Annotated in this window: 10 protein-coding genes; 1 reads left to right on the top strand and 9 read right to left on the bottom strand. The window is 67.8% G+C overall.

Annotation, left to right across the window (positions count from 1 at the left end):
* Window positions 1-12: 12 nt before the first annotated feature.
* Window positions 13-1083, top strand: coding sequence for a glycosyltransferase family 4 protein (locus tag J4H85_RS09670; protein ID WP_307863583.1), 1071 nt, complete (start codon window positions 13-15; stop codon window positions 1081-1083).
* Between the two features lie 34 nt (window positions 1084-1117).
* Here the strand turns inward: J4H85_RS09670 and J4H85_RS09665 are convergent, their stop codons facing one another.
* The 9 genes from J4H85_RS09665 to J4H85_RS09625 all read right to left on the bottom strand — a co-directional run bounded on the left by J4H85_RS09665 (window position 1118) and on the right by J4H85_RS09625 (window position 10826).
* Complete coding sequence (locus J4H85_RS09665; protein WP_208239115.1) at window positions 1118-1897, bottom strand: ZIP family metal transporter; 780 nt, start codon at window positions 1895-1897, stop codon at window positions 1118-1120.
* A gap of 27 nt (window positions 1898-1924) precedes the next feature.
* Window positions 1925-2326, bottom strand: a complete 402-nt coding sequence (locus J4H85_RS09660; RefSeq protein ID WP_208239113.1) for a hypothetical protein — start codon at window positions 2324-2326, stop codon at window positions 1925-1927.
* A gap of 4 nt (window positions 2327-2330) precedes the next feature.
* Window positions 2331-2699 (bottom strand): nuclear transport factor 2-like protein, encoded by a 369-nt coding sequence (locus J4H85_RS09655; protein ID WP_208239111.1) that lies wholly within the window; start codon window positions 2697-2699, stop codon window positions 2331-2333.
* A 105-nt stretch (window positions 2700-2804) separates the two neighbouring features.
* The gene (locus J4H85_RS09650) at window positions 2805-4454 is read right to left on the bottom strand and encodes an ABC transporter permease (RefSeq protein WP_307863581.1); all 1650 of its coding nucleotides are present in this window, start codon (window positions 4452-4454) and stop codon (window positions 2805-2807) included.
* 2 nt (window positions 4455-4456) lie between these two features.
* The gene (locus tag J4H85_RS09645) at window positions 4457-5248 is read right to left on the bottom strand and encodes an ABC transporter ATP-binding protein (RefSeq protein ID WP_307863580.1); all 792 of its coding nucleotides are present in this window, start codon (window positions 5246-5248) and stop codon (window positions 4457-4459) included.
* Complete coding sequence (locus tag J4H85_RS09640) at window positions 5245-6282, bottom strand: ABC transporter substrate-binding protein (RefSeq protein ID WP_208239107.1); 1038 nt, start codon at window positions 6280-6282, stop codon at window positions 5245-5247. The genes J4H85_RS09645 and J4H85_RS09640 overlap by 4 nt, the downstream gene beginning before the upstream one ends.
* Before the next feature lie 299 nt (window positions 6283-6581).
* Window positions 6582-8171 carry an N-acyl-D-amino-acid deacylase family protein gene (locus J4H85_RS09635; RefSeq protein ID WP_208239105.1) on the bottom strand — a complete coding sequence of 530 codons (1590 nt, stop codon included), beginning with the start codon at window positions 8169-8171 and terminating at the stop codon, window positions 6582-6584.
* Entirely contained in the window at window positions 8168-9508 is a 1341-nt protein-coding gene (gene dsdA, locus J4H85_RS09630) for a D-serine ammonia-lyase (protein ID WP_208239103.1), read from the bottom strand. Before dsdA ends, J4H85_RS09635 begins: the two co-directional genes overlap by 4 nt.
* Window positions 9486-10826 carry an MFS transporter gene (locus J4H85_RS09625; RefSeq protein WP_208239102.1) on the bottom strand — a complete coding sequence of 447 codons (1341 nt, stop codon included), beginning with the start codon at window positions 10824-10826 and terminating at the stop codon, window positions 9486-9488. Before J4H85_RS09625 ends, dsdA begins: the two co-directional genes overlap by 23 nt.
* Window positions 10827-10943: the final 117 nt, after the last annotated feature.

Here is a 10943-nt window from a genome sequence, read left to right as displayed (position 1 = left end):
CTGACTAGGCTGGTGCCCGAACAGGGAAGGGCCGGTGCGGAGATGATCTCGTTCGCCAGGTGGCGCAGCCCGGTCGCGAGCGGTGGCAACCGCTACGACGACGAGGTCGTCGGTGCGCTCGGCGGGCTGGGCCTCGAGGTGCGCGAGCGGTTCGTCGACGGTCCCTGGCCGGTGCCGGACCCTGAGGATCGCGCGGCCCTCGCCGAGCTCCTGCAGACCGAGCGCGTGTGGCTGATCGACAACATCCTCGCCGCCGCCGCGCCCGAGGCGATCTCAGCGGCGACGCAGCGGGGGATCCGGGTCACGGTGCTCGTCCACTACTTCCCATCCGACGACCCCGTGCATTCCGCGGACGAGCGCACGCGGTTGGCCGCGTCGGAGCGCACGGCGATCCTGGCCGCGTCGTCGGTCGTGGCCACGAGCGCCTGGACCGCCGACGAACTCGCTCGCCGGTACGGTCGCGCAGACGTCGTCGTCGCGGTGCCGGGGGTCGAGCCGGCGCCGCTCGCGACCGGTTCGACTGACCATCCGCACCTGCTCTGGCTCGGACGCGTCACCGCGACGAAGGATCCGCTGACCTGTGTCGAGGCGCTTCTTCGGGTGCGCGATCATGCGTGGTCCGCGCAGCTCATCGGGCCGGACGACCTGGACCCCGACCTGTCCGCAGCGGTCCGGCGACGCATCGCCGACGCCGGGATGAGTGATCGGATCAGACTCACGGGGCCGCAGCACGGCGAAGCGCTCGCGCGGACCTGGACGCGCACGGACCTGCTCGTCCACACCGCCCGCAGTGAGCCGTACGGCATGGTGGTCACCGAGGCGCTCGCGCGCGGCATTCCGGCGATCGTTCCGCAAGACACAGGTGCCGCGGAGGCGCAGCAGGGTGCCGGAGCCCAAGTGCCGGTGGAGGACTCCGCTGCGCTCGCGGATGCACTCGAGGACTGGCTGCTCCACGCCGCGACCCGCACCGCCTGGAGCACCGCGGCACGCTACCGTCGTGATCGCCTCCCGACCTGGGCCGACACCGCCGAGATTATCGCCGGACTTCTCTCGGACTCCGATGCGGGAGCCGGCTCGACCTAGCGCTGTCGACTCTCGTCGCCCCTGAGACCGCGTCTCACGCGACCTGGTGCAGCACGAACGCGGCGACGAAGCCGACCGAGGCCCAGACGCCGGTCATGAAGTGCTGGGTGCTGAACGCTTCGGGGATCACGGTGTTCGCCACCATCGCGAACAGTGCTCCCGCGGCCACCGTCGTGATGACGGCGATGAATTCGGGCGGGGCGTCGGCGAACAGCAGGAACCCGGCGACGGCCGCGATGATGCTCGCGACGGCGATGGATCCGAAGATGACGAAGGGCCGAAGAGCCCCGGAGCCCTGCCGCCGCATCGCGGCGGTCGATCCGAGGCCCTCGGGAATGTTGCTGATGGCCACAGCCACCACGACCGGGATGCTCAGCGCGCCGCCCTGCAGCACCGCGAGTCCCATGACGATCGACTCGGGGATCCCGTCGATGAGCGCGCCGATCGCGATGGCCGCGCCGCCGCTCCCGCCTGCCGCCTGCGTGCCGGACCCTGCGCGCGAGCGACCCCGTCGCGCAACGATGTTGGGGTCGCCCGGCCCGGCCCGGTGCGGCCGACTGACGAACCAATCGGCCATCACGTACAGGATCGCGCCTCCGAAGAATCCGGCCGCCGTCGCGAGCGTGCCCCCGGTGTCGGCGGCCTCGGCGACGAGTTCGAAGGCGAGCGTCGCGATGAGGACTCCGGCGCCCAGCGCCATGATCGCGGAGATCACGCGCTGCGGAATGTCGGCGAACCAGGCGATCGCGGTGCCGACGAGCAGCGAGCCGCCGCCCAGCAGTCCGCTGATCGCTGCGAGCCACACCCCGTTCATGCGCTCATGCTCTCACGGGTGCACTGTTTACTGCAGAGCGGGCCGCACTGGTCTCGGGAGTGCTCGGAGGGCAACGGCCTGGCTGACGGCGAAGAGTGCGATGTCGACGGCGACGGTGATGATCGCGACGACGATGAGCGCCGTCGCGGCGGTGACGGAGACCAGGCCGACCGCGAGCGCGGCCAGCAGGTTTGCCGTCATCACGAGTCGGAGCGCTCGGCGCAGCAGGATCCGTGACAGCATCCACAGGACCCCGCCGGCCCACACCACTACCGCGATGCCAATGGCCGCGACGAGCCAGGGCGCGAGCGCGATGCCCGCTGCGATGCGCTCCGCGAAGAGCGCGACGCCGAGCCCGAGCAGCACGCAGTACGCGGCGTCGAGTCGGAGACTCCAGCGTCCGAATTTCTCACCGTTGATGCGCCGCATGAGATCAGACTCCCGGGACGAGGTAGGACCGCACTTCGGCGATCTTCGCCGTTTTCGCAGTGCTGGCGAAGCGGAATGCGTGGCTGAAGTCCAGGCGTGCGTCTCCGGCTGTCACCGTTCCGTCGCAGGACGCCAATCGACCGTGGGTGATGACGGAGCGGATATCGACGTGCGCGACGGTGAAGGGCGGCACGACGGATTCGAGGTCGAGGGCGCCTTCGGCCGGTTTCTGACCGGCGATCGTCCAAGATGCCTCATCCGTCAGCCACTCGCCGAGATGCTCAGTGTCGCCACCGGCCCACCAGGTGATGAAGTCGGTGACGATGCCGATGCGCGGCGCGTTGCCGCAGTCGTTGGGTGCGGTGATCTTCATAGCGGTGCTCGGCTTTCGGGGGACGTGAACGGTCAGGCGACCTCGGGGTCACCGATCAGTCCAGCGGATCTTCGCGTTGCCGTCAACCTGCTCGGGCCGGTGCGTTCACCAGCGCGTCTGCTCGGGCGCGACGACGCGCAGCACGCGCTGTTCGACGAACTCGATGAGCGCGTAGGCGAGCAGAGAGACCACCGTGACAATGACCACGGTCGACCAGAGCGAGGTGTAGCGGCTCGTCGCCGCGTCGACGGCCATGAGGTTGCCGAGTCCCGTGCCGGTGGCGAGCCACTCGGCGACGGTCGCGGCGAGGATCGCCGAGGGAGCCGCGATCCTGGCCGCGGCGAAGAACGCGGGAGCCATCGCGGGAATCCGCCCGAGCAGCAGCACCTTCGTCGATGAGGTCGCGTAGGTCGCGAACACGTCGGAGACCTGCCCGGGCAGCTGCCGCAACCCGTACAGGCACGACACGAGGGTCGGGAAGAACGTCATGATCGCGACGACGACGGCGGTGCCGAATGCGCCGCGCCCGAGCGCGCCGACGAGGAGCGGAGCGATCGCGATGATCGGCACGCACCGCAGCGCCACGGCGACCGGGGTGAGGGTCTGCCGCACCCGGTTCGAGAGGGAGAACGCGGTCGCGAGCGCGAGCCCGAGCAGGAGTCCGGCGAAGTATCCCGGGATCGCGACGGCGACCGTCTGCCCCACGGCGTCGAAGATCTCGGCGCGGTGCACGCCGGCGTCGGAGGAGGTGATGAGCCAGTCCCAGACGTCCCAGGGGCGTTTCGCGAAGTAGGCGTTCAAGTCCAGTGCTTCAAAGATCAGGATCCACGCGCCCAACACGATCACCGTGGTGAGCGCGACGCCGCCGATCCCGCGCGCCCAGCGCTGCCAACCCGCCAGTCGTCGCGCCGAACCCGGAGGGGTCATCAGTACATCGGGTCGGTCGGGGGAAACGTGGCGCGCGATCCAGGAGATGATGCCGTATCCAATGAGAGAAACCACTGTGCTCAGAAGCATCAATGCCCAGAGGCCATTGGTGTCGAGGCTGCGCAGGGCGAGGATCGACAGCACGCCGAGACCCCGCTCGGCGCCGGTGAACTCGCCGACGAGCGCGCCGAGGAACGCGGCGGGCACTGACACCTGCAGTCCCGCCATGAGGTAGGGGAGCGCCGCCCGTGCTCGCACTGTGATGAGCGTCGTCCAGCGGCCGCGCCCGTAGGTGGCGGTGAGGTCGAGCCAGGTGCTCGGCAGGGCGCGGAGCCCAACGAGCAGCGGCACGAGCGTGAGGTAGAACACCGCGATCGCGGCGAGCGTGATCTGTGGACCGTCGGTGAAGCCGAACGTGAGGCGCAGCAGCGGACCGAGCGCAACGAGCGGCAGACAGTAAACGACGAGCGCGATGCGGAGCACCTGGCGCTCGAGGCCGGGCAGCAGCACGACGACCACCGCGAGGAAAGCTGCCGCGAGATTGCCGAAGAGGTAGCCGAGTGCGGCCTCGTTCGTTGTGAACATCAGACCGCGGCCGTATACCTCAGCGTTGTCGACGAGCTTCGCGACGATGCCCGACGGGGTGCCGATGAGATACCGGCCCTCGAGCAGCGTGCGACCAATGAGCTCCCAGAGCGCGACGATGACCACCCAGCCGAGGACGCCGCGGAGGATCGAGGCCCAGCGGTTTGACGCCCTGTGTGTTCGCGCCTTGCTTGCGGGGTCCGGCTCGCGCGTGCGAGCCGGCGCGTCGCTCTGGATCGCCACGGTCAGGATCCGTCGGTGGTGACCGGAGCGTCGACCCCGAGCAGGGTGCCGATCTCGTCGACGAGCTCGGTGAATCGGGGGCTGTGGAGGTGTTCCATCGTGCGCGGGCGTGCGAGGTCGACGGGGAGGTCGGCGACGATGGTGCCCGGGCGCGGCGACATGACGAGCACGCGGTCGGCGAGCAGCACGGCCTCGGAGATGGAGTGGGTGACGAGCAAGGTCGTCGTCTGCGCCCCCGACCAGAGCGGCGGCAGTTCGATGTTCAGGCGACGGCGGGTGAGTTCGTCGACGGCGCCGAACGGTTCGTCGAGCAGCAGCAGGCGGGGTTCGGTGATGAGACAGCGGGCGATGGCGGCGCGCTGACGCATGCCGCCGGAGAGCTGAGCGGGGCGTGCCTGCTCGAAGCCCTTGAGTCCGACGGTCTCGAGCAGCTCGGCGATGCGCGTCTGATCGACGGGCTGCTTCGCGAGCTTCTGCGCCAGCGCGACGTTGCCGGCAGTCGTCCGCCAGGGGAGCAGCGACGCGTCCTGGAACGCGATCGCGAGCTCGCCGCGTTTCCGCAGTTGCGCGGGAGAGTCACCACCCACCGTGACCGTGCCACCATCGTCCGGGGTCTCGAGACCGGCGATGATGCGCAGCAGGGTCGACTTGCCGCACCCGGACGGCCCGACGAGGGCCGTCACCGATCCGGCCGCGAGGGTCAGGTTCTGCGGTTCGAGCACCGTCAGCGGCCCGCTCGCGGCGGGGAAGGTCTTGCCGACAGTGCGGCAGACGACTTCGGGTGCTGGGGTCACGCGGTGGGTCCGTCGGCGTAGATCTCGTCGAGGATTGAGTGGTCCCACATCTCGGGGGTCGCGCCCTCAATGCCCAATCGGTCGAAGAGGTCGAGGCTCTCGAGTACCTGCTCGTCGGTGTACCAGGCGAAGCCGAACTGCTCAGTCGCGTCTGAGAACATGATGTCGAGCTGCACCTTGGCCTGTTCCTTCTGGGTGTCGAGGTCGAGCCCCGCGTCGGGGTATTCGTCGACGACGAGTTCGGCGGCGGCGATCGGATCCTGCTGGTACACCTGCCACCCTTGCGCGTCGCCGCGGATGAGGCGGACGATCTGGTCGCGGACGGCTTCGTCGTCGAGGCTCTCGCGGAGCACCGTGTACACCTGACTCATCGGGTTGTACCCGAAGTCGGCGAGCAGCATGGAGTAGGCGTCGACGCCCTGGACCCGCAGGGCTACCGGCAGGTCATTGTAGAAGCAGAAGAGTCCGTCGACCTGTCCGGCGGTGAGAACCGCGGGGTCGTACTGGCTCGGCACGTACTCGACGTCACCCTTCGCGATGCCGTTGATGTCGAGGAACGCGTCGAGTGCGGGAACGTTCGCCCCGGCGACGCCGATCTGCTTACCGACCATGTCTTCGGGCGACTCGAGCGGCGCGTCGCCGAGCGACAGGATCGTGTTCGCCGCGCGCTGGTACTGCGCACCGACGATCACGAGGTCGGCGCCTTCCGCGTTGGATCGCGCCACGCCGTCGCCGCCCGAGATGTTCATGAGCGCCTGCCCGCTGACGGTGTTGGTGTCACCGGCGACGTTCGGTCCGCCCGCCGCGAGTGCGACGGTGAGGTCGAGGGCGTCGAAGAACCCCTCGCTGTGCGCGAGATAGGTGCCGCCGAACTGCACCGAGTGCGTCCACGACAACTGGTACGTGACGTCAGCGGGCCCGCCGACGTCACCGCCACCGCGACTGCAGGCCGTCAACGTGCTGAGCGCGGCGGCTCCGAGGCCGGCGCCGAAGGTGCCGAGGAGGGCACGTCGGGAAAGTTGGGGAGTGGTCATGCGTTCGGGCCTTCCGTGTTCGCGCCGGTATTCCGTGGCTGCGCTGTCTCGAGGGAGATCGCATCGAGGGACTCCGGTGTCGCTGGGACTTTCGTCTAGCCTAGCGAGGGGGTGGCTTGTGCGCCGCGTGTTGACGCCGCTGGCGATAGCGACGCAGGCGAGTGCCCGTAGTAGAGGCTTTCTTCTCAGTTGTTCTTGGTTCGAGTCGTGCCTCGGAGTTCCGTTTAAGACTGCGTCAGTGGACGTGGAGGCAGACCAGGCCTCTAACACTGGATCCTTCGAAGCAAACCCGACTCGCCTCAGTGCCCGGCCCGCAGGAACCCCCCGGCTCGCCGCCCGGTCCAAGTTCCCGCCTCGACAACTCGCACCCCGTTGACGAACACGTCGCGCACGCCGGACGGACGCCGCATCGGGTCGGCGAAGGTGGCATGGTCGACGATGTCGCCCGGCGACAAGAGCACCAAGTCTGCGGCGTACCCTTCGAGCACCCGCCCGCGACCGGTCAGGCCGAACACCTCAGCCGGCAACGCCGTCATTCGGCGGATCGCCTCCTGCAGGGTGAGCACGCCCTCCTCGGCAACGTAGTGCTGCAGCACCCGCGGAAACGACCCGAACGCCCGCGGGTGCGGCCGTCCACCGGTGCCGGCGGGCAGGCCGTCGGTGCCGATCATGGTCCGCGGGTCGGCGAGTGCGGTGCGCACGTCCTCCTCCGCCATGGCGTGCACGATCATCGTTGCCTGCAGTTCTTCCTCGACGAGGATCCGCCCGACCGCCTCCACGGGCTGCAACCCGAGTCGGTTCGCGATCGACGCCAGCGACTCGCCCTCGAACCGGTGCGAGCCGGTACTCGCGATGACAACGTTCTCCCACCCCGCCTGTAGGGCATAGTTCTCGAAGTCGAGCGATGCATCGGCCACATCACGTGCAGCACGCTCGAGCTCGGCGGCCGACCCCAGCCGTCGCAACAGCGCCACGGACCCGCCATCGTGCATCCACGGTGGCAGCAGCGCAGACAGCATGGTGCTCGCGGCCGTGTACGGGTAGATGTCTTGCGTGATGCGCACGCCTGAGGCGCGACGATCCGCGAGATAGTCGAGCGCGGTACTCATTTCGCCCGCCCGACGGAGGTCTGCGAGCTTCAGATGCGACACATGGCAGCGCACCCCGGCAGCTTCGGCGACCTCCACGGTCTCCGCCAGGCTCCGCAGCAGGAAGCGGCTCTCGTTTCGCATGTGGCTCGAGTACACGGCGTCGCGGGGGAGTCGTCGCGCCAGCCGCACGACCTCCGGAGTCTCGCTGAAGACACCGGGCGGGTAGATGAGTCCCGTCGAGAGGCCCGCGACTCCGTGCTCGAGTGCCTGGTCGACGAGCTGTTCCATGGCTTGCAGCTCGGCCTCGTCGGGCTGACGGTTCTCGGTGCCCATCGCGGCGATCCGAATCGTGTTGTGCCCGAGCAGCGTCGCGAAGTTCGTGACGAACTCACCGCGCCGCAACTCCTGAAGGTACTCCGCGAAGCTTCTCCAGTCGTGGCGGAAGCTCGGGAAGATCCGGCGTACCAGCGACGCGTAGTCGCTCTCAAAATCGGTCGCGATCGGCGCGAGACTGAACCCGCAGTTGCCGTTCACCTCGGTGGTCACGCCCTGCATGATCTTCGAGGTGTCGTCCTCGGCCATGAGCGGTGTGTGATCGCTGTGCGCGTGGGTGTCGATGAAGCCCGGTGTCAGCAGCAGTCCAGCGGCGTCGACGCGCGGGATCGCGCCTAGATGATCGAACGAACCGGGTGGCGCGATCCGCTCGATGTGGCCATTCAACAAGAGGACGTCCTGGGGGTGATCACCGATGATCTCGCCATCGGCGATGATCGCTCCGGCAATGAGGGTGTGCGTCACTGCAGCTCCGCCTCGGTCGCGAACGAGGAGCTCAACGCGTCGCCGTCTTCGATGTACTGCGCTATTTCCTCCTCGGGAACCATGCTTCCACCGGTGAGCCACACGAGATGCGTGGTGGTCGGAGCATCGAGCGCGTCGCGCAATTCACCGGCCTGCACCCCCCGCGCGATCCGCCACGGCACCGTCAGCCCGGCGGTCGCCGAGGGTTCAACGGCAATACCCTCGGTGCGCGACAGCAGCCCCACCGCCGCGCGCATCACGTTGTCGTCCACGGTCGCGAACCCGTCGATGAGTTGGCCGATGCGTTCGCCCACGAACCGTGACGGGCGGGCGACGGCGAGTCCGTCGGCGGCGGTGCGGCCGGAGAGGCCGATGTCTTGCACGCAGATGTCGCTGTGCTTGCCGGTGCGCACGCCGAGCGTGACCGATGGCACGTCGACGGGTTCCGCGAAGACGCAGTGGACAGCGTCGCCGAACTCCTGCTTGAGCCCATACGTCACGCCTCCGGGCCCGCCGCCCACGCCGCAGGGGAGCGACACCACGAGCCGATGCTCAGCGTCGACCACGATGCCCGCATCGGCGAGCTGCTGACGCAGGCGCCGCGCGGCGACCGCGTACCCCGCGAACAGGCTGCGCGAGTCCTCGTCGTCGACGAAGTGGGTGCGGGCGTCGCCCTCGGCAGACTCGCGCCCGGCGGCCACTGCCTCATCGAACGGGCCCTCGTGCTCGATGACGGTGGCGCCGCGTTCGCGCAGCAAGTCCTTCTTCCAGGCTCGTGCATCGACCGACATGTGAACGTCGACGGCGAAACCGAGGGCGGCGCTCAGGATCCCGATCGACAGGCCGAGGTTGCCCGTCGACCCGACGACCACTCGGTGCGCACGGGCCAGCTCGAGAAACTCGGGGGAGTCGTAGGTGTGCCAGTCATCGGCGTCGAGTCCGGCTTCCGCGGCGACCTGTTCGGCGAACTCGAGTACCTCGTGGAATCCGCCTCGCGCTTTGATCGAACCGCTCACGGGAAGCGAGTCGTCCCGCTTCACCCACAGGGAACCCGACAGAGTCACACCCAGTGCGTTGACTTCGTCCCGCGCGCGATCGATGCGGACGACGGGTGACTCGATGATGCCCCCGTTCGATGCAGCCTCCGGGTAGTGCTCGGCAAACCACGGGGCGAACCGGGTGAATCGCTGATCCGCGTTGTCGACCAGGCGGTCATCGATCCTCGAAGCCTCGATCACCGCCTGGGATGCCGGGAGGTCGCTGCGCCACCAGGTGAGTGGTCGCCGACCGCTGAGAGCGCCGAGTACCGGATCCTCATTCCTGTCCGAGTGCTTCACGTTGCTGGACCTCCTTCGCCATGCGCTTGGGCAGAATCAACAGGCTGACCGCCGAGATCACGAGCAGGCCGACCATGGTGAGCAAACCGCCCTGGGTGCTCCCGGTGACCTCCTTCACGAATCCCATGATGGTCGGTGCGACGAATCCGCCGAGAATCCCAATGGTATTGATGAACGCGATGCTGCCAGCTGCGGCGACTCCGCCGAAGTGCTGCGCGGGCACGGCCCAGAAGACCGTGTACGCACCCCACACTGCGGCGATGGCGACGGTGAGCGCCACGAATGAGACCATGAAACTCGACGAGGTGAACGCGGCCACCGTGAGACCCACGAGCGCGATCACTGTTGGCACGAACGCGTGCCAGGTGCGCTCACCGAAGTGGTCGGAGCTCCGGGTCAGCAGGATCATGACGGGAATCGTGATCGCGTAGGGGATCGCCGAGACGAGCCCGTTCACGAAGTTGTCAGTGATGCCGTTCTCCTGCAGGATCGTCGGGAGCCAGAAGCTCACCGCGTAAATGCCGCACATGATGCCGAAGTAGGCGCCCGACATCACGTAGACCGTCGGGTTCTTCAGCGCGGTCGCGAAGCTGTTGGTGTGCTTCTGCGCCGCAGCGGCGTCGAGACGCTTCGCGAGCAGCGCGCGTTCGTCGGCGGTCAACCAACCTGCCTGGTTCGGGCGATCGGTCATGTAGCGCCAGAAGATAATGCCGAGCAGCACGCAGGGCAAGCCCTGTACCGCGAACATCCACTGCCACCCCGAGAGACCCGCGATCCCGTCGGTAGCCTCAATGATGAGGGCGGATCCGGCGGAACCGATGATCGAGCCGATCGGACCGGCGAGCATGTACACGCCCATGACCGCCGCCATGCGCTTCGCGGGGAACCAATACGTGAGATAGAGGATGATGCCCGGCGCGAACCCCGCCTCGAAGATGCCGAGGAGGATGCGCAGAACGTAGAACATGGCCTCGTTCTGCACGAACATCATCGCTGCCGAGGCGAAGCCCCAGAGCACCATGATGCGCGTGATCGTCTTGCGCGCACCGATGCGGTGCATGAGCAGATTGCTCGGAATCTCAAGGCCCGCGTACGCGAGGAAGAAGAGGCCGGCGCCGATGCCGAACACCACTTCCGTCAGGGCTGGGATCTCCGCCTGCATGTGCAGTTTGGCGTAGCCGATGTTCACCCGGTCCAGGTAGGCGAACGTATAGCAGAGCAGCAGGAACGGGAGCAGTCTCTTACTGATCTTGGTGAACAGCTCTTTCTCTTTCGGGTCTTCGAGATCGAGCCTGTTTGTACGAAACTTCGATGTCACGTGCAATCCTTCCGGTCGCGAGCCACGATAGTCAGCGAATGCGATGACGCCTGCGGATGCTGAAAACCACGCTTTCATCGACGTGCAAGCCGGAAAGCAATCGTCTCGCCGACTAGA

It is taken from the genome of Leucobacter tardus (genome assembly GCF_017583045.1).
In the GTDB taxonomy this organism is placed as follows: domain Bacteria; phylum Actinomycetota; class Actinomycetes; order Actinomycetales; family Microbacteriaceae; genus Leucobacter; species Leucobacter tardus.
The sequence above is the reverse complement of the archived record's forward strand: the minus strand, read 5'-3'. Positions and strand labels throughout refer to the sequence as shown.

Coding starts and splice junctions, on each gene's coding strand:
- J4H85_RS09660 (WP_208239113.1), bottom strand. CDS start 2,326: ATGCGGCGCATCAACGGTGAGAAATTCGGACGCTGGAGTCTCCGACTC.
- J4H85_RS09640 (WP_208239107.1), bottom strand. CDS start 6,282: ATGACCACTCCCCAACTTTCCCGACGTGCCCTCCTCGGCACCTTCGGC.
- J4H85_RS09665 (WP_208239115.1), bottom strand. CDS start 1,897: ATGAACGGGGTGTGGCTCGCAGCGATCAGCGGACTGCTGGGCGGCGGC.
- J4H85_RS09655 (WP_208239111.1), bottom strand. CDS start 2,699: ATGAAGATCACCGCACCCAACGACTGCGGCAACGCGCCGCGCATCGGC.